The sequence below is a fragment of the Bartonella sp. CL100XZDX genome, from assembly GCF_042195375.1.
Lineage (GTDB): Bacteria > Pseudomonadota > Alphaproteobacteria > Rhizobiales > Rhizobiaceae > Bartonella.
In genome coordinates, this window is the sequence record NZ_JBHIOH010000045.1 from 265,745 (window position 1) to 290,371 (window position 24,627).

27 protein-coding genes and 3 pseudogenes are annotated in these 24,627 nt (G+C 41.0%); 24 read left to right on the top strand and 6 right to left on the bottom strand.

The window, feature by feature from the left end:
• Nucleotides 1-66 precede the first annotated feature (66 nt).
• Nucleotides 67-1,023, top strand: a complete 957-nt coding sequence (locus ACFILU_RS05070) for an acetyl-CoA carboxylase carboxyltransferase subunit alpha (protein WP_375674997.1) — start codon at nucleotides 67-69, stop codon at nucleotides 1,021-1,023.
• Nucleotides 1,024-1,062: 39 nt separating this feature from the next.
• Nucleotides 1,063-1,812, top strand: coding sequence for a murein L,D-transpeptidase family protein (locus tag ACFILU_RS05075; protein ID WP_273790140.1), 750 nt, complete (start codon nucleotides 1,063-1,065; stop codon nucleotides 1,810-1,812).
• 1,579 nt (nucleotides 1,813-3,391) lie between these two features.
• Here the strand turns inward: ACFILU_RS05075 and ACFILU_RS05080 are convergent.
• From ACFILU_RS05080 to ACFILU_RS05090, 3 genes are all read right to left on the bottom strand, one after another.
• Entirely contained in the window at nucleotides 3,392-4,453 is a 1,062-nt protein-coding gene (locus ACFILU_RS05080) for a CobW family GTP-binding protein (RefSeq protein ID WP_375674999.1), read from the bottom strand.
• Between the two features lie 406 nt (nucleotides 4,454-4,859).
• Nucleotides 4,860-5,957, bottom strand: a complete 1,098-nt coding sequence (locus tag ACFILU_RS05085; protein ID WP_375675000.1) for a D-alanyl-D-alanine carboxypeptidase family protein — start codon at nucleotides 5,955-5,957, stop codon at nucleotides 4,860-4,862.
• A 692-nt stretch (nucleotides 5,958-6,649) separates the two neighbouring features.
• Nucleotides 6,650-7,456 (bottom strand): 1-acyl-sn-glycerol-3-phosphate acyltransferase, encoded by an 807-nt coding sequence (locus ACFILU_RS05090; protein WP_273790137.1) that lies wholly within the window; start codon nucleotides 7,454-7,456, stop codon nucleotides 6,650-6,652.
• Nucleotides 7,457-7,584: 128 nt separating this feature from the next.
• Between ACFILU_RS05090 and thiD the strand changes: the two genes are divergently transcribed.
• A complete protein-coding gene (gene thiD / locus ACFILU_RS05095) occupies nucleotides 7,585-8,439 on the top strand; it encodes a bifunctional hydroxymethylpyrimidine kinase/phosphomethylpyrimidine kinase (protein ID WP_375663343.1) in 855 nt (284 codons plus the stop codon).
• A gap of 1,938 nt (nucleotides 8,440-10,377) precedes the next feature.
• On the opposite strand, the gene ACFILU_RS05100 is transcribed toward thiD, so the two are convergent.
• Together ACFILU_RS05100 and ACFILU_RS05105 are read right to left on the bottom strand one after the other, a co-directional pair.
• The gene (locus tag ACFILU_RS05100) at nucleotides 10,378-10,659 is read right to left on the bottom strand and encodes a GNAT family N-acetyltransferase (RefSeq protein WP_375630669.1); all 282 of its coding nucleotides are present in this window, start codon (nucleotides 10,657-10,659) and stop codon (nucleotides 10,378-10,380) included.
• A gap of 16 nt (nucleotides 10,660-10,675) precedes the next feature.
• Nucleotides 10,676-11,191 (bottom strand): hypothetical protein, encoded by a 516-nt coding sequence (locus tag ACFILU_RS05105; RefSeq protein ID WP_375675002.1) that lies wholly within the window; start codon nucleotides 11,189-11,191, stop codon nucleotides 10,676-10,678.
• A 406-nt stretch (nucleotides 11,192-11,597) separates the two neighbouring features.
• On the opposite strand from ACFILU_RS05105, the gene ACFILU_RS05110 reads away from it, so the two are divergent.
• Entirely contained in the window at nucleotides 11,598-11,762 is a 165-nt protein-coding gene (locus ACFILU_RS05110; RefSeq protein ID WP_375675004.1) for a hypothetical protein, read from the top strand.
• A 77-nt stretch (nucleotides 11,763-11,839) separates the two neighbouring features.
• Here ACFILU_RS05110 and ACFILU_RS05115 read toward each other — a convergent pair whose 3' ends face one another.
• A complete protein-coding gene (locus tag ACFILU_RS05115; protein WP_375675006.1) occupies nucleotides 11,840-12,370 on the bottom strand; it encodes a helix-turn-helix transcriptional regulator in 531 nt (176 codons plus the stop codon).
• A 151-nt stretch (nucleotides 12,371-12,521) separates the two neighbouring features.
• On the opposite strand from ACFILU_RS05115, the gene ACFILU_RS05120 reads away from it, so the two are divergent.
• The 20 genes and pseudogenes from ACFILU_RS05120 (at nucleotide 12,522) to ACFILU_RS05215 (ending at nucleotide 24,617) form a co-directional block, all read left to right on the top strand.
• The gene (locus tag ACFILU_RS05120; RefSeq protein ID WP_005864619.1) at nucleotides 12,522-12,827 is read left to right on the top strand and encodes a helix-turn-helix transcriptional regulator; all 306 of its coding nucleotides are present in this window, start codon (nucleotides 12,522-12,524) and stop codon (nucleotides 12,825-12,827) included.
• Between the two features lie 73 nt (nucleotides 12,828-12,900).
• The gene (locus tag ACFILU_RS05125) at nucleotides 12,901-13,041 is read left to right on the top strand and encodes a hypothetical protein (protein WP_375607613.1); all 141 of its coding nucleotides are present in this window, start codon (nucleotides 12,901-12,903) and stop codon (nucleotides 13,039-13,041) included.
• Nucleotides 13,025-13,423 (top strand): hypothetical protein, encoded by a 399-nt coding sequence (locus ACFILU_RS05130; RefSeq protein WP_375675008.1) that lies wholly within the window; start codon nucleotides 13,025-13,027, stop codon nucleotides 13,421-13,423. The genes ACFILU_RS05125 and ACFILU_RS05130 overlap by 17 nt, the downstream gene beginning before the upstream one ends.
• Nucleotides 13,423-14,315 (top strand): annotated as a pseudogene (locus ACFILU_RS05135) (ParB/RepB/Spo0J family partition protein). The gene ACFILU_RS05130 and the pseudogene ACFILU_RS05135 overlap by 1 nt, the downstream one beginning before the upstream one ends.
• Nucleotides 14,312-14,770 carry a hypothetical protein gene (locus ACFILU_RS05140; protein WP_317992576.1) on the top strand — a complete coding sequence of 153 codons (459 nt, stop codon included), beginning with the start codon at nucleotides 14,312-14,314 and terminating at the stop codon, nucleotides 14,768-14,770. The pseudogene ACFILU_RS05135 and the gene ACFILU_RS05140 overlap by 4 nt, the downstream one beginning before the upstream one ends.
• Nucleotides 14,767-16,748 (top strand): annotated as a pseudogene (locus ACFILU_RS05145) (transposase domain-containing protein). Before ACFILU_RS05140 ends, ACFILU_RS05145 begins: the two are co-directional and overlap by 4 nt.
• A 334-nt stretch (nucleotides 16,749-17,082) precedes the next feature.
• A complete protein-coding gene (locus tag ACFILU_RS05150) occupies nucleotides 17,083-18,114 on the top strand; it encodes an AAA family ATPase (RefSeq protein ID WP_375675010.1) in 1,032 nt (343 codons plus the stop codon).
• A complete protein-coding gene (locus tag ACFILU_RS05155; protein ID WP_273790127.1) occupies nucleotides 18,111-18,374 on the top strand; it encodes a hypothetical protein in 264 nt (87 codons plus the stop codon). Before ACFILU_RS05150 ends, ACFILU_RS05155 begins: the two co-directional genes overlap by 4 nt.
• The gene (locus ACFILU_RS05160; RefSeq protein WP_375675011.1) at nucleotides 18,371-18,622 is read left to right on the top strand and encodes a hypothetical protein; all 252 of its coding nucleotides are present in this window, start codon (nucleotides 18,371-18,373) and stop codon (nucleotides 18,620-18,622) included. The genes ACFILU_RS05155 and ACFILU_RS05160 overlap by 4 nt, the downstream gene beginning before the upstream one ends.
• 14 nt (nucleotides 18,623-18,636) lie before the next feature.
• A complete protein-coding gene (locus ACFILU_RS05165; RefSeq protein WP_375675045.1) occupies nucleotides 18,637-19,260 on the top strand; it encodes a DUF3164 family protein in 624 nt (207 codons plus the stop codon).
• A 10-nt stretch (nucleotides 19,261-19,270) separates the two neighbouring features.
• Complete coding sequence (locus ACFILU_RS05170) at nucleotides 19,271-19,888, top strand: regulatory protein GemA (protein ID WP_375675012.1); 618 nt, start codon at nucleotides 19,271-19,273, stop codon at nucleotides 19,886-19,888.
• Nucleotides 19,889-19,894: 6 nt separating this feature from the next.
• Nucleotides 19,895-20,302: a helix-turn-helix domain-containing protein gene (locus ACFILU_RS05175; RefSeq protein ID WP_375675013.1), complete on the top strand. Its 408-nt coding sequence runs from the start codon at nucleotides 19,895-19,897 to the stop codon at nucleotides 20,300-20,302.
• 87 nt (nucleotides 20,303-20,389) lie between these two features.
• Nucleotides 20,390-20,971 carry a glycoside hydrolase family 19 protein gene (locus ACFILU_RS05180; protein ID WP_375675015.1) on the top strand — a complete coding sequence of 194 codons (582 nt, stop codon included), beginning with the start codon at nucleotides 20,390-20,392 and terminating at the stop codon, nucleotides 20,969-20,971.
• Nucleotides 20,968-21,255: a hypothetical protein gene (locus tag ACFILU_RS05185; protein WP_375675017.1), complete on the top strand. Its 288-nt coding sequence runs from the start codon at nucleotides 20,968-20,970 to the stop codon at nucleotides 21,253-21,255. Before ACFILU_RS05180 ends, ACFILU_RS05185 begins: the two co-directional genes overlap by 4 nt.
• A complete protein-coding gene (locus ACFILU_RS05190) occupies nucleotides 21,248-21,586 on the top strand; it encodes a hypothetical protein (RefSeq protein WP_375675018.1) in 339 nt (112 codons plus the stop codon). Before ACFILU_RS05185 ends, ACFILU_RS05190 begins: the two co-directional genes overlap by 8 nt.
• Nucleotides 21,552-21,794 (top strand): hypothetical protein, encoded by a 243-nt coding sequence (locus tag ACFILU_RS05195; protein ID WP_375675019.1) that lies wholly within the window; start codon nucleotides 21,552-21,554, stop codon nucleotides 21,792-21,794. Before ACFILU_RS05190 ends, ACFILU_RS05195 begins: the two co-directional genes overlap by 35 nt.
• A complete protein-coding gene (locus tag ACFILU_RS05200) occupies nucleotides 21,791-22,105 on the top strand; it encodes a DUF2730 family protein (RefSeq protein ID WP_375607966.1) in 315 nt (104 codons plus the stop codon). Before ACFILU_RS05195 ends, ACFILU_RS05200 begins: the two co-directional genes overlap by 4 nt.
• On the top strand, nucleotides 22,102-22,458 hold the full coding sequence (locus ACFILU_RS05205; RefSeq protein ID WP_375675021.1) for a hypothetical protein: 357 nt from the start codon (nucleotides 22,102-22,104) through the stop codon (nucleotides 22,456-22,458). Before ACFILU_RS05200 ends, ACFILU_RS05205 begins: the two co-directional genes overlap by 4 nt.
• A complete protein-coding gene (locus ACFILU_RS05210; protein ID WP_375675022.1) occupies nucleotides 22,421-23,002 on the top strand; it encodes a phage protein Gp27 family protein in 582 nt (193 codons plus the stop codon). The genes ACFILU_RS05205 and ACFILU_RS05210 overlap by 38 nt, the downstream gene beginning before the upstream one ends.
• Nucleotides 22,995-24,617: pseudogene (locus tag ACFILU_RS05215) on the top strand (hypothetical protein). Before ACFILU_RS05210 ends, ACFILU_RS05215 begins: the two are co-directional and overlap by 8 nt.
• Nucleotides 24,618-24,627: the final 10 nt, after the last annotated feature.

The window sequence follows — 24,627 nt, forward strand, 5'->3', positions numbered from 1 at the left end:
GTTTTTGAAAAAGACTTTATAAAGCAAATTATAAGTGTATAAGTGACACTGAATGAGTTGACACAAATGTATAATTATCTTGATTTTGAAAAACCAGTTGCTGATCTTGATGGGAAAATTCTTGAATTAAAAAAAATTTCTCAGGAAAAAGGCAGTCTTGATATGAGCGATGAGATTGCTCGCCTTGAAACGCGTTCCCAAACAGCCTTGCGCGATATTTATAAAAAATTATCGCCGTGGCAAAAAACACAAGTCGCTCGTCATCCTAATCGTCCCCATTTTATGGACTATTCTAAACGCCTATTGAGTGATGTTACGCCTTTGGCCGGAGATCGCAAGTTTGCTGAAGATGAGGCTATTCAAGCGGGGTTTGCACGCTTTAAAGGTGAGGCCGTTGCTTATATCGGTCAAGAGAAAGGTTATGACACGCAAACACGTTTGCGCTATAATTTTGGTTCTGCACGTCCAGAAGGCTATCGTAAAGCTGTACGTATTATGGAAATGGCTGATCGTTTTGGTTTGCCACTTCTCACTTTTGTTGATACGGCAGGCGCTTATCCTGGTGTGAGTGCTGAAGAACGGGGGCAGGCAGAAGCAATTGCCCAATCAACAGCTACAACTTTGCGTTTGAAAATTCCTGTAGTTTCCGTTGTTATTGGAGAAGGCGGTTCTGGAGGGGCGATAGCAATCGCGGCTGCCAATAAAGTTTATATGTTGGAGCACGCAATTTACTCTGTTATTTCACCAGAAGGAGCAGCTTCTATTTTATGGCGTGATCCAGCTCGTGCGAAAGATGCTGCAATGAATATGCGTATTACCGCTCAAGATTTGTATCGCTTAAAGATTATTGATGGCATTATTTCGGAACCTTTAGGGGGAGCACATCGTGGCAAAGAGATTGCCATTGATGCAACGGGTGATGTTATTTCAGAGGCTTTAAAAGCTATGGCTGGAAAAGATGGGGAAGCCCTTAAACAAGAGCGAAGGGAAAAATATCTTCAAATTGGTCGATCTCTAACATAGGTTATTTTTGTGAGGGGTGTTGGATTGGAGTTTTATTCGATGACATTTAGCAGATTCCTCGCTGTGTGCATGTTGTTTGTAATGGGAATATTGACGGCATGTGAAGGAAGATTACCAGCTTCTATTCGTGCTAAGGTTGAGCAGCCGTTGCCGCAAGAAATCCAGAATAGAATGGCTTTGTACGATATTGATCCTTATGCACCAATTGTAATGCGATTTTTCAAGGAAGAAAATCTTGCTGAAGTTTGGAAGCAATCTCGTTCAGGACCTTTTATCTTGGTTGCTCGCTATGGCATTTGCAAATGGTCTGGTAAGCTTGGACCTAAATATAAAGAAGGGGATCTTCAGACACCAGAGGGTTTTTATACTATTAGCGCAAACCAAATGAATCCTTATTCAAAATATTATCTTTCTTTTAATATAGGATTTCCTAACCTTTATGATCAAGAAAATGGTCGCACAGGAAGCAATCTTATGGTGCATGGTTCTTGCTTTTCCGCAGGTTGTTATTCTATGAGTGATAAGAACATGGCTCAGATTTATGCGTTTGCACGGGATGCTTTTAAAGGAGGACAAAGAGAGTTTCAGTTACAGGCTTTTCCTTTCCGCATGACCGAGGATAATATGTCACGTCATAGCAAGGATCCTCATTATCAATTCTGGGTTATGCTTAAGAAAGGTTATGATTTTTTTGAAAAAAATCGTCAACCTCCAACTGTTGAGGTTTATGGAAAACGTTACGTTTTTAATCGCGATATTGATAAAACTTCAGTTTCTCGAATGCCGTGAGTGTTATTGTATTCTATTGCACTGTAACACTATCACTTAATAATGGCGATACAGGATATGCAAAAACTTTGCACATAAGGTGTTTAAGTGAGTAGTCAATATTTTAAAGCGCAGAGTTTTTTCATAGAGCCTTATGTAAGTAAATCAGATGAAGTGGGAAGCCAAGAGGAATTTTCTCAAAGAAGTTGGATTGTTTGCACATCGGCACTGGTGTCAATCTTCGTTTTTAGTGAAGAGTAAGTTAACATAAAATGCACCTCTCTTTTTATTTCTTTCAAAGAGTTTTATTCTTTTATGCTGTAAAATATTGTCTTGTCGTGCTGTTATATAAGATACATTCACATATTTTAAAATGCGATATTGCCTCTGTCTGATTTTGGTTTTTTTCTTAACAGGGATTTTGATTTCAATTAGCTTGAATAAATATAGAGTTGAGCAGAATATTTTAGAACCAAGAATTTGGCCAATCTGTCTGTGAAATGAATCACATGAAGTGGTTTGCAGATGAAGCGCATTTAGAGAGAAAACAATCTGTTTACAGATTGATGGATATTGAAAATTTTTATCATAACAATTTGATTTATAATGATAGTTTATAATTTTTCAGTTTGAATTAGAGACTAAATATCATAAGATCCTTTTATCTTAAAATTTGTTTATGGTGAATCAATCGAAACCATTTTTTGCACGCCATAAAATTGGATTGGCATGTGAATAAAATTTTTAAAGAAAGGAGTACAGATAGTTCTCATGAGTACTCTAAAGTGCCAAGTTTTTTCAAAACATTTTTAACTGGCAAAAGTATGAGGCGATCAGTTTACATATTTATAGAGTAAAGATGGAGAATGGGCCTTATACATTTCATGGAGAATTTTGTATTATATTATTTATGGGTAGCGTCTTGAAATAGGAATAATGCGTATTGAGAGACGGTGTTTTTAAACGAGTGCGTGAATTCGTGATACAATGGTATTCTATTTTGTGTGAGGGCGACGATTTTACAGATAAGGGTAATATGTTAGCGCTGGAGTGTTTTAATAGATAGTCATTTTCCGGCATGTGATTTTGTAAGAGAGCTAAAAAGTTTCAATTGTGGTAGTCTATGGGGATTTTGCCGCTCAGTGAAAAGGTACGAATAATTTTATGAGAGGCATTATTGTGCAGAAAGCATTGTTAAAAATGTGTATTTTCTTATTTTTTATTCCATTATGTTAATAAACTTGAATAGAAATATTTATGAAAGTTTTTTATAAATTTATAACATATTGATTATAAAGATAATTTAGTGTTATTCAACTTGAATTAGAACCCTGAATACCGTAAGATTCCACATTTCAAAGCTGTTGCATGTTGAATAAATTAAAACCATTTGCTTGCACATTACAAGCGAGGATTGCTGCGTGGGTGAAATTGTACAAGAAAGACTAAAATGCTTTTTACAAACTGTTTCAAGTGCCAAAAGCTATTTCAACATTGGGAATTAGCAAAGTGTGTAATGATGTGCCAGTTTGCTCCTTTAAAAACATAAAGATGGTGGTGTCAATGAATTTAATGCTATATCATTGAAGAGGAGAAAAAATTAAAATTTTATTCCTGGAATGACCAGAGGATTTTCTAAGAGAGCTGTTTTGTCTGCAGTATCTATTGCTGGTTTATTAAAAAAAGCATTGAGGAGTTTTTGTATAGCTTCTTTTTCAACACCATCGGCAATGATGACGAAACGTGTTTGTTTTATTCCTTTTGGCCATGCTGGCAATCTTATGGGAGGGTGAAAAAATGTTTGTACGCCATGTAATACGAGTGGGCGATAAGGGTCATCACGCAATGCGATAATTGCTTTAATACGTAATAATTTTGTACCATAACGCTCTTGTAGGAGATCTAAAAAGGCTTCAATTGTGGCGTAATCAACAGGACCCTCACAGTTTAGTGAAAAGGTACGAATGGTTTTATGGGGGGTATGATCATGCGGGGTAGTCGTAAGATTTTGTTTAAGTTTTGTATTTTCTACTTTTTCAGCCCATAATGTGTTATTTATTAATAGATTTGAACAGAAATCTTCAGAATGGGCGTCAATGATTTGTGCTGTAGGATTCATTGTTTTAAGTGTGCTAAGGAGTGTATCTGAAAGCGTTTGTGGGTCTCTAAGATCTGTTTTGGTGAGAATGATTTTATCAGCAAATATTAATTGTTTATATATTTCAGGATAGCGCTCACATATGGAAAGCGAGCTTAATGTATCAAATGTTGCAAGAACAGCATTTATGGACAATGTTTGAATAAACAACGGGTGGCTTAAAAGTATTTGTAAAATAGGGGCGGGATCAGCCATTCCTGTGGTTTCAATGATAATATGATGGAGTTGTTTGATCTGTCCTGTCTGAACGCGATTTATTAAATCAATTAATGTGTCGATGAGATCACTGCGTAAATTGCAGCATAAGCAGCCATTGGCAAGCTCAATAATTCCTTCTGTCGTTTTTTCAACCAGAAGGTGGTCAATACTGATTTCGCCGAATTCATTGATGATAACAGCACATTCTGTTAAAAGAGGGTCTTGTAGCATACGGTTGAGCAAAGTTGTTTTGCCAGAGCCTAAAAAACCTGTAATAAGCGTGAGGGGGATGCGCTTTATTTTCATGTTAATCATCAATCATAGTTTTGTTTTTAAAAAATATATCTCAGTATGTCTAACCAATTTATAATGGTGTCCGTGAGGGATATAATGGTTAATCCCCCATGAAATCCATTGTACCACTATCTTTACGCTTATAAAGGTAGGTGCACGTGGGTATATCATACACTTTTTAGCGTCAATGTTACGATAATTCTTGGTTCTTGAAAGGACTTATAGGAAGAATTTTTATTCTTTGTTTTAATTATTTTATCTACATGTTCATCCACCTTGTGGTGGCAAGAAACTGGTTTTTATTGCTTCAACAAATACAGATTTGAAATGAGGGAATCTTACAATACTTGTGGTTCTGACATAAGGTACAAAATAATTAATTATCATTATAAATCAAAGTATTATAATTAATTTTAGATTATGATTTATGACTTTTTATAGAATGGTTTGCGTGCCTTTTATACGGAATATAGGGTTTTCTTAGTAGTTTTACTGTCATTTTAGGTGTTTGTGGCGTACGAATGAGATGTACTGATAAAGGATGAGAAAAAGAAGGTGGAGCAGTGATAAAAGGTGAGGTGAGAATAATATTTCCTTGATCATCATATGAATTTGCATGCATTTTTATGGCTTCAGGTGTGCATGTTTGTTGTCTCATATTGTTGGCTTGTGTTATGTTGCTCCCATAAGGTTTTAATGTTGCTAGTGTTAATTGGGGGTTTCCTTGGTGCAAAAATCCTGTTTCAAGAAGTTGTGCAGCTTTTTCTTCTCTTTCACTTATGTTGTTAGCACCTAGAATGACAGCAATAATTGTACGTTTATTGCGGGTGGCTGAGGCAACAAGATTAAAACCAGAGGCACAAATAAAGCCTGTTTTCATACCGTCTATCCCATAAAAACGGCCAATGAGGTTGTTTGAGTTATGTTGGATTTTTCGATTATTACCAAAATCAATGGCTGGAATAGAAAAATAATGAGCATATTGTGGAAATTCTCGACGTATTTGAACGGCTAAAAGAGCAATATCGCGTGCCGTGGAGTAGTTTTGAGGATCTGGTAAACCACTTGCGTTCGCAAAATGGGTGCCAAACATGCCTAAACGTTTAGCTTCGCTATTCATTTTACGTACAAAATCTTTCTGTGAACCCGCAATAGCTTCACTCATGGCAATGGCTAAATCATTGGTAGATTTAACCATGGTAATACTTAAGGCTGTATCAAGTGTGAGTACAGAACCAGCTTTATAGCCTGAACGATATGAGGGAGCTTTTGCGGCGTATTCGCTGATGGTGATATGTTTGTTTGGTGAAACTTCCCCTCGGCTCATGGCACGAAAAATAACATAAGCAGTCATTAATTTTGTCAAGGAAGCAGGATACCAACGCTCAAAAGCTTGATTATGTTTTAAGATACGCCTTGTTGTAACATCAACAGAAATAAAAGGCTGCGCTAGAGCAACAGCGCTGGATAAACTCAAAATCACAGAAAAAAATAAATTATAGAAGAGACGTTGCATTAATTTAAATCTAGTTCCCTCTTATTCGTTATTTAGAATTGTTTTAATATAGCACACAAAGCTTTTAAGTCTAGGATAGGGAGGAAAGATGATTAATTGCTGTATCCGTTGTGTATGTGGGATAAAAAACAACACTCATTTTTATTTTCCCCTTGAATTTGGTTTGATGACTTAAGTATCTCAAGAAATACTTTTTAAATAATGAAGATTGTACAAGATTTCAGATTCTTGGGGGATTGATGTTTCTCAGGAAGGAACGAATCTGCATAATCATACATTTTTCTTGCTTTCCTATTAGGACAGCCCTTGGTATTTGAGACGGTTCGTAAAAAGTATTTTAATCTTTTCTTGTATCGTTTTATTCACACAGATATCCCCGTTTGTAATGTGCAAGAAAATAATTCTAATTGATTCAACCTAGAGTAGATTTGAAATGAGAAAATCTTACGGTATTCAGGGTTCTCATTCAAGTTGAATAACACTAAAATATCCTTATAAATCAATGATATGTATGTTATTTAAATGATTTTAAAGAGAGGAAGAATTCTTTTTCAAAAAAATTTACACATTGATTATTTCTTATCATGTACATGTGTTTTATAATTTTGAATTAGAAAGTTTGAAGTATCTTTCTTATATTTTTGTTCCCTATACTCCGCTCAATATACAAAGTGATGCATTATTCTTATCAATCAGTGCATTGTTTCATGATGATTTAGTTTTTGAAGTTTCTGAACAGCGTATGGTGGCATAGGAGGAGGGGTAGGATCTTGAGCTGCTAAGAGAAGCAGTTCATCACACGCTTTTTCAGTTTTTTGGACAAGTTGATCTAGAAAATCACGTTTGCTTAAACCAGCCTCTATCGGGGGAAGAATACGGACACGAATTGTTCCAGGATAGCGGCGAAAATTATTGCGTGGCCAATATAAACCCGCATTATGTGCAATAGGAACAACTTGAAGTCCTAATTCATTATAGAGCGCGACAATTCCTGACTTATAATCTGGTTCTTGACCGGGTTGTCGGCGTGTTCCTTCGGGAAAAATCAAGATTTGGCGCCCTTGTTTTACTTTCTCTTTTGCTTTTTGTATAATCATTTTTAAGGCTTTGATGGGTGTTGTGCGGTTAATGGGGATAATTTGCGTTTTTGCCATATACCAGCCAAACAATGGAATCCACATCAATTCACGTTTTAAAATGAGAGTGGGATCATCAAAATAGGGAACAAGACTGAAAGTTTCCCAAGCCGATTGATGCTTTGGAGCAATGATGTAGGGTCCTTTGGGAAGATTTTCTAAACCTTCAATCTCATAACTTGTGCCTGCGATGTATTTTTGCAAAAAGAGAGTAACGCGCGCCCATGTTTTAGGGACAATCCATGCCTTTTTGCGGGGCATTAAAAAATAAACGGGAGCGTAAAGAATCATTTGTATGAAAGTTGTTGTATAAAAAGCGAACGTAAAAAGAATAGAACGAAGGATAAGCACTACATTTTCCATTTTATATCTATAAGAAGACTTCGTATATAATATAATTCACGTGAGAAAACATCTTCTTTATATTTTTTCAAGCATCTATTTTTCGGTAACTCATTTTCCGATATTTAAAAACAGAAGGAAAGAGGTTGATGGAATTACAAAAAGATAAACTTTTTATTCCACGGATTTTATCTATTGCGGGAACAGATCCTTCTGGTGGCGCTGGAATGCAGGCGGATTTGAAGGTTTTTTCAGCTATGAAAACTTATGGTATGAGTGTGGTTACAGCTGTTGTTGCACAAAATACTCAGGGTGTGCGTTCTTTTCAGGCATTAGATGCTTCTTTTGTTGCAGATCAAATTGATTCTGTTTTTGAGGATATCCATGTTGATGCCGTTAAAATTGGTATGGTTGCAAATGCTCAGATTGCACAGGTTATTGCAGAACGTCTTGCTTATCATAAAGCGCGTTTTATTGTTTTTGATCCGGTTATGGTTGCAAAAAGTGGTGATGTTCTTTTAAAGTCTGATGCAATTGAAATTATGCGTGATGTTCTTGTGCCGATGTCAACTTTGATCACGCCAAATTTGCCTGAAGCTGCACTGTTATTGGGAGGTGAAGTGCAATGGTCTTTAGAGACTATGTATCAATATGCTCCACGACTTTTGGCGCTAGGGTGTCATGCAGTTTTGTTAAAAGGGGGACATTTGAATACGCTTACCAGAAATAGTACAGAAAATTACGATTGTTCTAGTCCAGATCTTTATTGTGATTGTGAAAACCTTGTTATACTTGAAGCCTCTCGTCTTTCAACCACTCATGATCATGGGACAGGGTGTACCATTTCTGCTGCCATTGCAGCTCTGTTACCTACCCAACCTTTGGATTGCGCTGTTAAACAAGCAAAAGATTATTTGCATGGCGCTTTAACTGCTTCAAATGCTTTAAAAGTAGGGAAAGGGCGAGGGCCGCTTCATCATTTTTATGCATTATGGAAAGATTAATACAACGATTGATAGTGAAAAATCTTCACTCTATGAATTTGTTTCGTCATTATATGCTGTTTTGGACTTATGACTGATAAGTGTTAGCGTATTGTAGCTTAACAGTTATTTTGTATTAAGAAGGATGAGAAAAAAATGTTATAATTTGTTTCTTTTATATATTTTTTACGATTAATCTATCCTGTTTCAGAGGCAATTTTGAGTATAAAAAAAGAGAGAGAAAGGAATTGTAAAATCAGGATTTGATAGAAAAAAGGATAGAGGGAAAGACCAATATTAAAGCTGGCTGATCCCACTATATTTGCTGTTTCTTATATTGGTGGCAAAACAGGATGAGCCAAAATCGTTATCAAAATTATTGAAGATATCTAACATTTACAGAGTTTTTTGTCGGCATGGATAGGGTTTTCTAAATAGAAATTGATACTTTCTGATGGAATTATCAATGATCTTTCAGGTGATGTGGTAAATTTTTTTCGGATATTACAACGTCATTATCCTTTTTATGGAACTGCTTTATGGAATTATTGGCGTTTCAGATGAGTAGCCATGAGGAGTTTCAATATTTAATACAGTAAGATCTAGAAACTTTCACGCATTTAGAGCGGGTTTTAAGGTTTTTATATTTATAGTGATTAAATTTTAGCGAGAAGATAGTCGATCGTACAATCGGAGTTTCAATAGACCTGTAGCGTATGGTTTAATCTTTTCAAAATTGAATTTTTATTCTGTTGTTTAGCAGATGTTACCATTAAACATTTAAAATGGCCTGATTTTATTGTGCGCTATGACGGTTTCAACACCTTATGTTACCTTATCTTGATTAAAGTTATGTTCCTCATGTAAAATAGAATGCACTTATATTGTTAATTCACATGTTTATTTTAAAGAGATTTCTCTCAAGGTGTGTCACATCCATTTTATAATAATGTTCGTGAATGGTCTAAAGCCTCTATGAAGTGTATAAAACTATTATGCTTCCCATTTTTACGTTTTCAAGGTGAAAGGGGTACTCCCCTATACTATTTTAGCTCCCAATTTTGCGATAATCTTTGGTATTTCAGAGCGTTCAGAAGAAGAGTTTTTATTCCTTTCTTCAAGTGAATTTTATCGATACGTCAATTTTGCCTGTTATGCGTGCGCAGATGATTGTGAGTGATTTTAATGTATAGAGATTTGAAATGAGATAATCCTATGATATTTGAGACGCTTGCTCAATATGAATAATGATAAATTATCTTTATAAATCAAGTTATTAATTTATTTTTGTGTTGAAGATTATTCTGGATAAGAATTTGTTCAAGCAAGAGGATTACCAAATGATGTCCACGCTGTTTGCACAAGTACAAGGGAAAATTTCTTTTGTCTTTCAAATGATGTGCTAGAAATCCCAAAAACTTAATTCACTCTACATAATAGGTGAAAATAGTTTATTTCGTGTAAAAATAATACAATTAGCGTGAGAGATTTCTCATCATCAACTGTGATATAAAAAAGAAACAATACACATAAAGGACCTTTAAATGATCTTTGAAAGTTTTTTTAAGCTCCTTTGGTTATTTTATAAAGCGAAAATTTTTTCTATTAATTAACTAACAGACTAACCATCTAACAAACTATGATGCAACTGTCGTTCTAAATATTTGCTTTCGAGTTCTTCATAATTATCAGTAACAAACAGTAGATTATTGATCATATAAAAAATTTACACTTATTCAACTTAGATTTGTGATAGATATCTTTATTTAAGACAAAGTAAGAAAATAAGAAAATTTGAGTGAGTCATTTAAAACAATTATATTTGTAATGATTTTAGCTTTTCACTATCAGTAGTAAAGGGGATTGGCCAAGCTTCCTTGGTTGTATCGATTGCTTGATCATATTTGAGCTCTGCTGAAAATAATAAATTCTTTTAGTTGATGAGCAAAAAAGAATTCATCACTCAATGATCATGTGTTTATTGGAATAAATTTTAAATTCACCAAAGTTTGTAAAGCCCAATTTTTTATAAATGCCAATTCCCTCGTGAGAGGCTTGCATACCAATAACATGACATTTCTTTCTTTTTAAATGCTCAATAGCAATTTTTGTCATGAATGACCCAACACCTCTTTTCTGAAAATCTGGATTGGTGACAATATCATACACTCCACCAACTCCATCTGCTTTAATACAAAAACATATTGCTACAGGATTGTTATTTATATAACCAACGAACATCTCTACATCAGAGTCTTTATTTATAACAACGGCCTATTGTTTCATAAAATATAACTGCTTCTTCATCAAAAGGCTCGAAGACTGATGCCATAACATTTCCATAATCTCTAAAATCTTGAAGTGATTCAACTTCCTTGATTTTGAAGTTATCCGGCATAGAAGTAACATGTGAGTCTATATTTTGCGCTAAAGCTACCATGCCTACCTCTGTTTCAACATGCTCTAAGCTAATAGATAAGAGAACTTCATCAACTTTATAATGAGACGAATGAGGTCCAACCCACCAAGCTAAAGGTAGTTTCTGCGCATTAAAGGAAGCGATTATAGATTTTGCCTGCTCTACAGGTATAGTTTCTTGTAAATTTTTAGCAGAGATAATATTGAATGTATCTGAAGCAAATGTTGAATTAATAGAAGACACGCCATTTGAAAAATCAACAACCTTCATTTTAGGGCACAATTTTGGTAAAAAATGTACTTTTGAACAAAAATTATTCTCTAATGATAAGTCAATTTTTGATTTGTTTAACATTTGTTTTTCTTGTTATTGTTCATCATTTCTAATTAATCTTTTATACGGGGGCTGTAAAAAAATCCGTCTAAGTTAAAAATTATTATCTTAGATCTAAGCCCCAATCCAATAGATGCTTCACAAGAAATTACGAATCTTAGAAAAACTTTGAAAAAAGTAAATTGATACAAAACCGAGTTGTAGTTTGACACTAGGTTTTATACTAAGTGGGAAAAGGTGGGATTAGGTAGGAATACGTGATAATTTGTTGTTTTTATGTATAAAATTTAGCATTAAATGCGCGTTTTGTCAAAATAGATTTTGACACCTAAAATTGTAAAAAAGAGCGAAAAATAGTGAAAATTAGAAAAAAGAGCGTTTCAAAGGTAAAAATGAGAGAGGGCTTTGAAAGGTCTTTGAAAACCCTGTGAAAAATTTTGAAAAGTCTGTGAAAGCCCAGAAAACCGCCTTTGAAGACCCTGTGAAAAAAATCAATCCAAAAGTTCAATTGACTCCAAAATCAGCCAAAAATAACCAAAAAAGCAAAAAAGATATGCGCCATATGGCGCGTTTCTATTTTTTGCAAATATAATTCTTTAAAAACAATGTGTTATTTAAGTTTCTTAATGTAAATAGAAACGCGCCTGTATTTTTCATTTTAGAGTAGCATTAAGCCGAATTTTGTGCAGCTTTGGAGTGTTCTTTTTCAGCCTCTATTTGACGCTTTAAATGAATTTTAAGAAGAGGGAAAGTCGCTTCGACTTCTTCCGTGTCGTTGATGTCTTGAACAAGCTCTTGCAACTTTATACAAAGCTCTGCCGCTAATTCCGCTATATCTTCAGGGGGGAGTTTTATATTTGCATCGCGATAGGTTGTATAAGCTATGCGACCGAGCTTTTTCATGAGACCAGCAGGGATGGTTTGTGGTTTAAAACCAGCTGCTTTCGCCTTTTCCATGTCTGTAAACATTTCGCCTTCTCCAGTGAGAAGCCAATGAAAGTCTACGCCATAAATTTTGTGATAGGCAATTACGATAGATGCTGGTGGCTCATTTATACCGAGCTCATAATTTGCAAGCGTATTTTTTGCCAAATTAAGAGATTTGGCAAAAGCACCGCGTTCTTCGTTTCCGAGGATTCGTCTTATTTCACGTAGGCGTTTTGCCAATGGTGTTTTAGGTTCTGTTTCTAAACGTGCCAAAAAAATACCCATTAAGACCATTTTACGGGTTGACAAACCCGTAAAATGGTTTTAACTGTTATTACCGCCCGATATAGAGGGCAGATATTTTACAATTAACCCCACAAAAAACGGATGGTTTGAGCATCCGTTTGAAGCAGGAGCGAAACTTATGACAACCACACAAACATGCATCCAAGTATGGGATCGCCATAGTATTTTAGCTGAGCTACGCCGCCGTAATATGACCTTGGCGGAGCTCGCGAAAGCTTATCAACTCTCGTCATCCAGTGTTCAACACATTTGGACACGGTCTAACGAGAAAGCCGAACGCGCTATTGCCGATTTTATCGGTTTGCCCGTCGAGCAGGTTTTTAGCGACCGCTACCCCAAAAGTCGCCGTCGCATTTTTAAAGCAGCAAAACATGCCAACACAGATTCGCGTGCGCATTCTGCTTTGCGCGGTAATGCTGCTTAAACTTCGTTACACGGCTTTGCGCTTTTGCGCATTTGCCATGAATTTAAATACCATAAGATAAAAAGGTTTATCAATGTCTAAAGATCAGTACGAAATAGGCAAGATAAATTGCATAGAGTTGCATCATAGAACAGCCGTTTGGATGGGTTGGTTTTGGCGATTAGATGGTGGTCATATTGTTTTTATAGGGGGTGGTTATGGTTGCTGCTTGTAATTTATGGACCCCAGAAGCCAGAAGCGATATCGTTAATCCTTATTCAGAAGTTGAACGTTTGGAAGCTATGCTTGCCTGTTCTTTTAAGGCGGTGAGTAGTGGATTTAAGCATCTGCCGATCCGGTATATTATTGACCCCCCGCATGGCTTATTTGATGCAGCGTTAGCACGACAGATTGTTATTCATATTTTGCATTATCAGTTTGAGGTGCCGCGGCGGCGTCTTGTTGCCATGCAAGAGCGTGAACGCACTGCTGTTGCTCGTTCTTTGCGTACCATTAACCGGCGTTTGGAAGAACCCGTTTTTGCGAAAGCTTATCAAAGATGGGCGGGGCGTGCGATGGATTTATTCTTTAAAGAGATCAGAAAGGCGGCGGCGTGATGGCACAGTTTCAAAAGCTTGCTCTTGATGTGATTGTGGTGCCGGAGCGTATACGCCCTGTGGATGATGAGCATGCCAAGGCGCTTGCACAATCAATAGTGCGGGAGGGATTGATGAATCCGATTACGGTGCGCCATACCCCCAATGCTAAAGAGGGTAATTACACGCTTATAGCTGGTGCGCATCGGCTTCGTGCTGCTGAGCTTTTGGGCTATAGTGACATTGATGCTGTTGTGGTGCAGGCGGATAAAGAGAATGCTGCGCTTTTAGAAGTAGCTGAAAACCTTTTTCGCAATGAATTGTCTGTTATTGACCGTGCGCTTTTTGTGCAAACTTATCGCGAATTGTGGGAAAAGAAGTATGGGGAGATTCAACGTGGCGGTGACCATGGTAATCAATATACAAAGGACAAAGTGGCAAAGGGTAAAGTTTACCCTTTGCCAAAAGATGGTTCTTCAGAGCATCATGAAACTGAGTGTGAAGGAGACAAAGTGGCAAAGTGCAAAGTTTGCACTTTGCCAAACATGTGGCGGACCGTATTGGTTTATCGAAGGAGTCGGTGAAACTCCTCAATCGTATTTCCCAGCATTTACAGCCGGAGTTGCGCTCTGTTTTGCGGGGGACAGTATTGGCGGATAATCAAGCGCAATTGTTGAAGTTGGCCAAGATGGAGCCGGTTGCGCAACGGCGGGTGGCGATTGCTTTGCAACAGGTTGAGGGGGATTTGAGGCGGGCTGTTGATTTGGTCAATGGGATTAATACGCCACCGCAAATTAATGAACAGGAACGGATTTTTGCGCAGTTATTAGGGGTGTGGCAGAGAGCAGATGCGCAGACAAAGGCGCGGTTTTGTGATTATCTTGCAAGAGAATGTGGGGAGGTGCTGTCATGAAGAGGCATGGTTGCGGGCAGCTTGATTTTTTCCAAAAGCCGGTTTTTCCCTGTCGTGAACCCGTTGCGCAGATTGATTTAGGGCGGTTTCGCTCACGCATTAAGCGTGCGATGGCGCGGGCTTTGAGAGAATGCCGGCATGAGCGCAGTGTGATTGCGGAGCGTATGGCGCATTATTTAGGGATTGGGTGTTTAAGTAAGGCCAGTTTGGATGCTTATGTTGCGGAAAGTAAGCAGGTGGATATTTCCCTGCCACGGTTTAAGGCATTTGTGCGGGCGACAGAGGCATTTTGGCTCTGGGATGAGGTGGTGAGTGAAGATGGATTGTTGCTGTTGCAAGGGGATGAGGCGCGGTTAGCAGAAATTGCACGGTTGCAGCAGGAACAGCGGGAGATTGCAGCGCGATTGAAAGCCATGCGCGCAACGCCGGTTCGCATTAAAAGGGGGCAGCCATGAAGGAGTGGTTTACTATTGCCGAATTGGCTGAGGCAGCTTTGCCAGGGTTGCCGAAAACATATAAAAGTCTTGAAAACCACGGACGGGCATATTGGAGAAAAAACTCTGAACTTTCGAGGAAAGTGGGAGGCAAAACCAAGCCGGTTTGGGAGTATCACATTTCCTTATTGCCGGAGGGGGCGCGGGCGGCATTGTTGGTGCGGTTTGGAGTGGGTGTTGATGTGAAACAAACGCAAGGGGAGCAAAAGACAAGCCTTTGGGTGCGTTATGAGGGGGGCTTTCAAAGGCGCATAAAAGGCGCTGTGAAGAGCGTTTGAAGGCACTTTGTTATTGGGAAGATTTGCTCCATGCCGGTATGGGTGTGCATGATGCGGCAAGTTTGAGTGCGGTGCAATTTGGTGTGAGCCGGATGTCGCTTTTTAATTGGCGGCAGATGGTTGAAGGGTATGAGCGCCCTGATTGGTTGGCAGCGCTTGCACCTTGTTATGGTGAGGAGAATGTTTCGCAATTTGCGCCGTGTCATGAGGGGGCGTGGGAGGTTTTTTGTTCGGATTATTTGCGCTCGTCTCGTCCTGCTTTTTCGGCGTGTTATCGGCGCATGGTTTCGGTTGCGCAGGAGAAAGGTTGGGCGCCCATTCCTTCTGAGCGGGCTTTGCGGCGTCGTTTTAAGGCGCAAATTTCCAAAGCGGTTGTGGTTTTAGCGCGTGAGGGAGAAGAAAAGGCAAAAAAGCTTTATCCAGTCCAACGGCGTGATCGCTCGAGCTTGCATGCTCTGCAAGCGGTGAATATGGACGGGCATAAGCTGGATGTTTTTGTGAATGTTCCTTGGACAGAAAAGCCTGTGCGGCTTTATCTGATAGCGATACAAGATCTTTATTCGGGCAAGATTTTATCGTGGCGCCTGTCGGATGCTGAGACTTGGGAAATCGTGCGTTTGGTGATTGGGGACATGGTGGAAGCTTATGGGATACCAGAGCGCATGACCTTGGATAATGGGCGCGCTTTTACCAGCAAGTGGATTTCTGGAGGTGTGCAAAACCGTTTTCGTTTTAAGATTAAGCCGGATGATCCGCAAGGGCTTTTGACGAGTTTGGGTGTGCAATTGCAATGGACCACCCCTTATAGCGGACAGTCTAAACCGATTGAGCGGGCATGGCGTGATCTGGCAGAAGCGATTTCGAAACATCCCTTTTGTGCGGGGGCTTATACGGGCAATAAACCGGATGCCAAGCCTGAAGATTATGGCAAGCGCGCGATAGGATTTGAAGCGTTTAAAGCCCATGTTGGTGCGCAAATTTGTGCACACAATGCGCAAGCAGGGCGTAAGGCGGTTAATTGTGCGGGGCGCAGTTTTGATGAGACCTTTACTGAGAGCTTGCAAGCCGAGGGGACGATAGTTCGGCAAGCGAGTGCAGCACAACGGGCTTTATGGCTTTTAACTTCTGAGGCATTGCGTGCGCAAAAGGGTACGGGCGAGATCCATTTTTATGGCAATCGTTATTGGGCGCGGGCGTTGAATGAGCATGCGGGGAAAAAGGTGATTGTACGCTTTGATCCGGATAATTTGCATCAAGATTTACGGGTTTATGATTTGAACAATCGGTTGCTTTGTTTGGCACCATGCCTTTGTGATGTAGGTTTTTATGACCAGCATGCGGCGCGCTTGAATGGGCGTTTGCGTAAAGAATATGTGAAGGCTGTTAAAGCAGAAAAACAGTTGGCAGCAAAGCTTGCGCCTGATCACTTGGCCGATGTTTATGGTCGCCTTGAGAAAAAGGATGAAGCGTTCAAATCTAAGCTTGCGATAAAGCCAAAGGTGAGCCGCTTGATGCCAAACAATGTGGGGAATTTAGCTTTGACAGCAGACGATGATGAGGCTTTGGGGGAGGAAGAATTTAGTACGCACTTGCATAAAGCTTTGAGAAAGCTTTCAGCGTCTGATGAGGGGCGTGAAGTGATCAAGTTTCCCAAGCAATAGAATAAGGAACTAGGAAAAGAGAGAGGGGGGGATTTAAGGGGACCGGTTGAGGTCCATGTGCGGGCTTGAAGCGTTAACAAAGAAAGGGGGGAGGAATCTTAATCCATTTCAAAGTCTAATCAATACATGAAGTTTCTAGGTATCTTTACCTGATCGGGTGAGATGCTTGGAGTTAGCAAGTTCCCTGATGTGTGAGAAAGAGAGGGGATTTGCAAGGTTAGCCGTTTTAGTATCGCGTACGGCTTTAAATGTTCATTCTAAAGACAAAAGAAAGGGGCGGGTGGGAGCCCTTCCCCTTATCAATAGTCTAAAATCAATACAGAGGGGAATATACATGAAAAACGCGATAAATGCAACGGTCGATAAAAATCCTTGGGCGCGACCTAAAATCCAGCCTAATGGCACAGCACAAAACCGCAACAGTGATGACATTGCTTTATGGAATGAGCTTGTGGATTCAGTCAGAGCTTTGGGGCAAATGAATGATTGGTCGAAAGCAGAGGTGGCGCGACGCATAGGGATGCCGGATGGGACGTTTTCGCAATGGTATGCAGGCAGTTATGCGGGGCAATTGGGTAAGCAAAATGCGAAGGTTCAACAATGGGTTGAGGTTTTAAAGGAAACGGCGGGGTTTTTGGAGAAGATCCCTGAAAAACCAGCCTTTCAGAGGAAACGAATTGCCAGTGAGATCATTGATACTTTAACACTGGCACAAAGTACGGGGGATATGGTGATGATTACGCTTGATGCGGGCAGTGGCAAGACCGAAACCTGCCGCCATTACCGCTCTACCCGCCCGCATGTTTATCTGGTGACAGCCAGCCCGCATACGCGCAGTGTTCACGGTATTTTGAATGATATGGCAGCAGAATTGGAAGTGGTGGAATATAATCCCACCCGCTTAACGCGTGCGATTGGCAAAAAGTTAGAGCGCGTGGGCAGTGGCACGTTGCTGATTGTTGATGAGGCGCAAAATTTAACGGATGAGGCGATTAATCAGTTGCGCCACTTTGTTGATATCAATGGTACGGGGTTGGCTTTGGTAGGCAATGATGAGATCTCGGGGCGGTTGGTTCATCGTCAAAATGGTCCCTCTTATGCGCAAATTAAAAGCCGATTGGCGATGCATTTGAAACGGCGCAAGCCCTATAGTGAGGATATTACAGCGCGCATTCATGATTGGGGGATTGAAGATGTTGGTGCGATAAAGTTTTTGACGGGAATTGGTTTGAAAGCTGGAGCTTTGCGGCAAATTGACAAAACCATGATGTTGGCACGCATGGCAGCGCTTGGAGATGGGTGTGAGGTGACTTTGAAACATGTCAAAGCGGCATGGAAAAACCGTGACGTGGAGGAATTGGCATGATCTCTTTATGCGACAAAGAATTATCCGATACGCTTGTTGGTCTTTATGACGATTATCAATGCGGTTTTGATATTGGAGAACAGCTTAAATTGTGTGTTGATTTGGCGTTATTGCTTGAATTGGAGTTGAGTGTTCACCGTTTGGGGGAAGCGGATGCGGTTTTGGAAGGCCAAGTTTCAGAAGTTTTGGCTGAGTGTGAAGGCTCTGATGCGGATGAGAGCAATCGTGTGATTTATATGGATTTTGGAGGAAGCAAATGATGGAACGCAACCCCTATATGGTAAGAGATAGCTTGATTGCTTTGCGCTCTGCCTTGTTAAAACATGAAATGGATGGGATTTTTTTGCATGGACAAGATGTTCGAGAATTGAATGAGTATTTGCGTCGTTTGGCAGGCTATAACCACATTTTAGGTCATGATCTTATGCGGTGTCGTTGGCAATTGAAAGCGGGATGTGCGCCTTCTTCAGGGGATGTTGTGCCATTTCGTCGGTTTCAAAAAACATAAGGAGGAAGTTGGTGATGAATCCACAAATTGAACTTGAAGGTACGCGTTATATGAAGGATGCGAAAGGGGCTTTGGTGCCGGTAAGCCTGATCCGTCCTGCGGATTTGTTAGAAGATGAAACGGTGCGCAAAATTATGGGTTTTGCGAAAGAGTTATCGGCAAGGATTGCACGTTTTAACAACCATACGATTGCGGATTTGAGTGATTTTGATAGCTTGCTTGCGCAAGAATATGGTGTGGAGCGGCGTGGCAAAAAGGGCAATTGTACTTACACAAGCTTTGATGGTTTGCAACGCATTAAGGTGCAAGTTCAAGAAAGTGTTGATTTTGGACCGCAATTGCAAATTGCCAAAAGCCTTCTTGATGAATGTTTGAATGAATGGTCTGCGGATGCGCGCCCTGAAATCCGTGCGATTATTACGCGTGCTTTTAATACGGATAAAGAAGGCAAGGTGAATCAAGGGGAGATCTTTATGCTGTTGCGTTTGGATATTGATGATCCACGCTGGAAAGAGGCGATGCGTGCCATTCGTGAAGCGATCCGTGTGACGACATCTAAGGAATATGTGCGTTTTTATGAGCGCGATACATTAGAAAGCGCTTGGCGTGCTGTGACCATTGATCTGGCGAAGACATGAGGGAGGTAACATGTCTTTAGCTGTCCTTCATATGGGAAAACGCGCGTTAGGTCTTGATGATGAGACCTATCGCGCACTGCTCTATCGCTTAACAGGCAAGCAATCGGCGAAAGATTTGGACTTTTTAGAGAAACGTTTAGTCGTCGCTGAAATGAAAGCGTTTGGTTTTAAGCCGAATGGGAAGCGTTTAGAGGGAAAATATGCCAAGAAGTTACAGGCGCTCTGGATTGCTGGGTGGAATCTTGGCATTATTCGTGATCGTTCAGATAAGGCGTTGCTTGCCTTTGTGAAAAGACAGACAGGGATTGATCATATTCGCTTTTTACGCGATAGCGATGATGCATGCAGAGCTATTGAGGCGTTGAAAGGTTGGTTGCAGCGTGAGGATGGGGTTGACTGGAAAGGGAAAAACCGCGAAGATTCATGGAGGAAGAAACCAAGCATTTCCATTTTGTGTGCCCAATGGAAGCGTTTAAATCCCGATGCTGTGTTTGATGTGGAATCTTTTCATCAAAGTGTTATGGCGTTAAGTGGTAAAGCTTTGGGTGAGATGAGTGGGGGCGACTTTAGAGAAGTTATGAATGTTTGGGGGCGGAAAATCCGTAAAAGTGTTAAAAGCGAGGGGTAAGCATGTATGCAAGAGGAAATCTATAGCGATTTTCCTGCCTTATTGCGTGAAATAGCTGATGTTGCGGGCAGTGAAGCAGCATGGAATATGATGCGGGCTTTTGGTGGACGAGAAGTTTATATACCCGGGCGTCTTGAAAATGCGGATTGGTTGATTGAAATTGTTGGGTTTGAAGAGGCGCAACAACTGATCAACCATTTTTGTTTTAATGGTTCGGGTATGCGCCTTCTTATCCCCCTTGGCAGAGATGCTGAACGGCGGCAAAAAATGGTGCAAGCGTTGCAAAAAGGCTGGTCGGTGGATACTGCAGCTGCTGTTTCTGGTATGCATGTGCGTACAGCCTATCGCTTGAAGAAGAAAATTTCTTTGCAAGAGCCACAAGGTTTATTATTTCCAGAGTTTTATGAGTATTGAGAGTTTTGACTGACAGTGTCAGGCTTATATTGGGGGGGTGAAATCCGATAAACTGCGAATGGATTTTTATTCATTGAGTGGTTTGTTATGGTTTCAATAGATGCCTCTTTTCTTCATTGCCTTGCGCCTAAATTGGCGCGTCATGCGCGCCAAGATTTTATTATCGTTGAAATGGCACGCGTGTTGCCTGAAGCTTTATCCTATGGGGCGATCACGACACGTTTGCGTGTTGCGCATTTTTTAAGCCAATGTGCCCATGAGAGTGATGGTTTTTTTACCGTTTGTGAATATGCCTCAGGGCGTGCTTATGAGGGACGCAAAGATTTAGGCAATGTCAACCCTGGGGATGGTGTGCGCTTTAAGGGGCGTGGTTTGATCCAATTAACGGGACGGAATAATTATCGCCGTTTTACGAAGTTTTGGGGCTTAGTCGATGAACAAGCGGTTGATTGTGAAGCATTTCCGCAAGTGCTGGAAAAGTTTCCAGCTGCTCTTTGGTCTGCTGTTTGGTTTTGGCAGATGAGAGGTTTGAATAAGCTAGCAGATCAAGATGATGTCGTGAGGATTACCAAGGCGATCAATGGGGGCAAGAATGGACTTGTGCAACGTTTGACCTATTTAAACCGCGCTAAAAAGCTTTTGGGGCTGTCATGCGAGGTAAAGGCATGAAACCTTCTTATCGTGGTTCTAGGCTCTATTTGTGGTGGTCCTTTTGGTTTGCTTGGGGGGGTATTTTTTTGCTCGTTTCTGGTGGTTTGTGGGGGGCTCCGCATATTGTTGATATGGCAGGCATTTCTATTCCTTCGATGGTGGCGATTATTGTTGGCAATCTGGGGGTGCATCGTGGTTTTGGTTCGTTGGATTTTTCTAATAGGAAACATTCCCATAAGCGGCATAGCAGCTCCTATGATGGGGTGGAGATAACGAGGTGGGGGGATAAGAGCAATGTTTAGCCCACTTTCAAAACTGTCTTTTGGTTTGCTTTTTTTGGTCAGTGTGATGTTGGCGGCTTTTGGCTTTATGAAAGCGCAAATTTTAAAAGCGGAAAAGGCGCGTGATTTGTATTGGCAGTTGGAGATTGCCAAGGCTTCAGCACGTGCGCTGCTTGTGCAGGAGCGGCAGAGGCAAGCAGCGTTTGAAGCCGAGCATCAAGCGCAAGGGGTGATTTCGGCTTTGGAACAAAAGCTTGTGAAAATGGAGGAGGTCAATGCAGTATTGCCAACTACTGGCTGTGTTATTGGGCTTGAGCGTGTGCGCTTGCTCAACACCCAAGCCAAGGGATAGTTTTGCGTATCAGTTTTTATCGGTTGAATTGCCGCCTGTTGTTCGCATGGCGTGTGCCCGCCCAGCTTTATTGCCAGAGCGTGCTTTGAATGCGCGCGAAGTGGTGCACTATTGGGGGCGTGATCGTGCTGCTTTATTGATTTGTGAACAGCGTAGAAAAGCTGCGGAGCAGGCGATTTTAGGCACAAGAGAGGGGACTTTTAAGTGAATTTGGATATCAGTGTTGCCAATGGCTGGTTGTCTTTATTGTTATCGGTTATTGCGATTTGTGGGGTTTTGAGAGCCTATTTTTCTTCAGGTGCGCGGGAAATGCTGAAAGATATCACGGCGCTTAAAGAGCGTGTGCAAAAGTTAGAAACAGAGATGGACTTTTTGCCTGATCGTGATGCGCTGCAAAGATTGGAAGTGAATATGGAGAAATTGAATGGTCGTCTCAACACGCTTTCTGCACAATTACAACCGGTGGCAGCCATTGGTGAGCGCTTGCAAGAGTTTTTGTTGGAGAATGCCAAGAAATGAAAGCAGATATGGATAAAATCATCCGTGAAGAAGCGCGGTTGATTATTTTAAAAGGGCTTGCTTGTGAGCGCAGCGAAACTTTATCGAGTGCGATGATTGAGCGGCTTTTATACAGTTATGGCATCAGACGCGATCGCGATTTTGTGCATAATGAACTGGCATGGATGGAAGATCAAGGTGCTGTTACTTTAAAATGTGTGGGTTCAGTTTTTCTTGCGGCGTTAACAGAACGGGGAGCGCGTCATTTAGACCGGAGCTTTTCCATTGAGGGGATGAAGCGGCCTAAACGTTCATCAATAAAAGACGAGGTGAAGGATGCGCAAGGTCGGGCGTGGACGTTTAACGGCGATTGATTTATTGCCGCAAGCTTGTGATCAAATTATTGCTGCTGCTGCTGAGGCTTTAAATGGGCGTGAGAAGACACAAATGGCTATTTATGGTGAGTTTAAAGCGGCTTTGAAGGCTTTACGAAAGGAAACGGGTCTCAGCTTTTCTATTCCCTCTTTTTCCAGTTTTAATCGTTATTCTTTGCGGCTAGCCGTGATGTCACGGCGCCTAGAACAGACAAGAGAAATTGCCGCAAGCCTCTCGCAGCGCTTTGATGCTAAAGCTTCTGATAATATCACTCTTTTGACGGCAGCAGCGATTAAGGAGTTGATTTTTTCAACGTTGAGCAGTGGGAAAAACCTTTCGCCAAAGGCAGCACAAGAATTAGCCAATGCGCTTAAAGGCGTGTTGGCGACTGAACATTTGTCGACCACCAGACGGCAAAGATTAGAGAAGGATTTTACCAGCAAAGCAAGTAAAGCGGTTGATGCAGCAGCAGCAGCGGCGGGGCTCTCAGAAGAAACAGCGCGAGCTATTCGTGCGCAGGTGTTGGGGGTAAAACATGGCTGAACAGCCCTTTTCAAAAAGTCATGTCTTTGATCATCAAAGTGGTTTTGATATTTGGCGGAAAAGTACTTTTCCTCAAGAGCAAGATCCTTTGGAGGAAGGTGTTTTGATGGCGCATCAATGCGCATGGATTGAAGATAAGTCCCCATTAAAATTGGTTGAAAAGGGGCGGCGGACTGGCATTACTTTTGCGGAAGCTTTGGATGATACCCTTATTGCGGCAGCAACGCCTAAGGCTGGTGGCGATAATGTTTTTTATATTGGAGACACCAAAGACAAGGGGCGGGAATTTATTGGCTATGTGAGCAATTTTGCTTCGGCAATTACGAGCCATAGTGGGGATGTTGAGGAATTTTTATTCTCTGATCAAAGGGCGGATGGTTCAACGAAATATATCTCTGCTTATCGGGTGCGTTTTGCTTCGGGGTTTCGGGTTGAGGCGCTTTCTAGCCGCCCTGAAAATATTCGCGGACTACAGGGCATTGTGGTGATTGACGAGGCGGCGTTTCATCAAGATGTGCGCTCTGTTTTGGATGCGGTCAATGCTTTGCTCATTTGGGGAGGCAAGATCCGTGTGATCTCCACCCATAATGGTGTGCTCAATCCTTTCAATGAACTGATCCGTGAGGCGCGAGCAGGAAAAGTGCCTTTTTCGGTGCATTGTTACCCCTTTGGTGTCGCTGTTAAAAATGGCTTGTTTAAACGAGTTTGTGCCATGAAGGGGGAGGTGTGGAGTTTAGCATCTGAGCAACAATGGGAGCAGCAAATCCGTGCCTCTTATGGGGTGCGTTTGGCTGCTATGCGCCAAGAATTAGATGCCATACCAGCCGATCAAGAAGGGGCGGCTTTAACACGCTTACAGATTGAAAATTGTTGCGCACCAGGTATTGCGGTGTTGCGTTTTGCTTGTGTGGATGATTTTAAAAATCAATCGGAACATCAACGAAGTCAAGCTGCTTTTGCTTGGTGTGAGAAACATATAAAACCTCTTCATATTGGGCTTGACCGGCGGCGCCAACATGTTTTTGGTGTTGATTTTGCCAGATCGGGCGATGCGACATCGATTGTGGTGATGGAGGTGGGACAAGATTTGGTGCGCCGTGTCCGGTTTATGGTGGAATTGCGCAATACGCCGTTTGATCAATAAAGAGAGATTTTATTTTATGGGGTGAATGGTTTGCCGCGTTTGATGGGCGGCGCGTTAGATGCGCGGGGCAATGGGGCTTATTTAGCCGAAAAAGCGGCGCAACGTTATGGAGCTCTTGTGAAGGAAGTGCAATTGTCACAAAGTTGGTATGGCAAGGAAATGCCAGCTTATTTAGAAGCTTTTGGGGATGGGACGATTGTTTTGCCGCGCGATAGTGACATTGTTGCCGATCATCAAGCGCTTGCTTATGTCAATGGCATTGTGAAAATTCCAGACAATCATCGTTTTAAAGGCAGTGACGGTTTTATGCGCCATGGTGATAGCGCGATTGCTTGCGCTTTGGCTTATTTTGCCAGCCGCCAAACTCCTGAAATTTATGATTATACACCTGTGAGAGAGGCTTATCGTTTTGATGAAAGCTCGCTCTTTTCAACGCCTTTTTTTTCAACAATGCGATCAAAGATTTATTGATGGGATGATG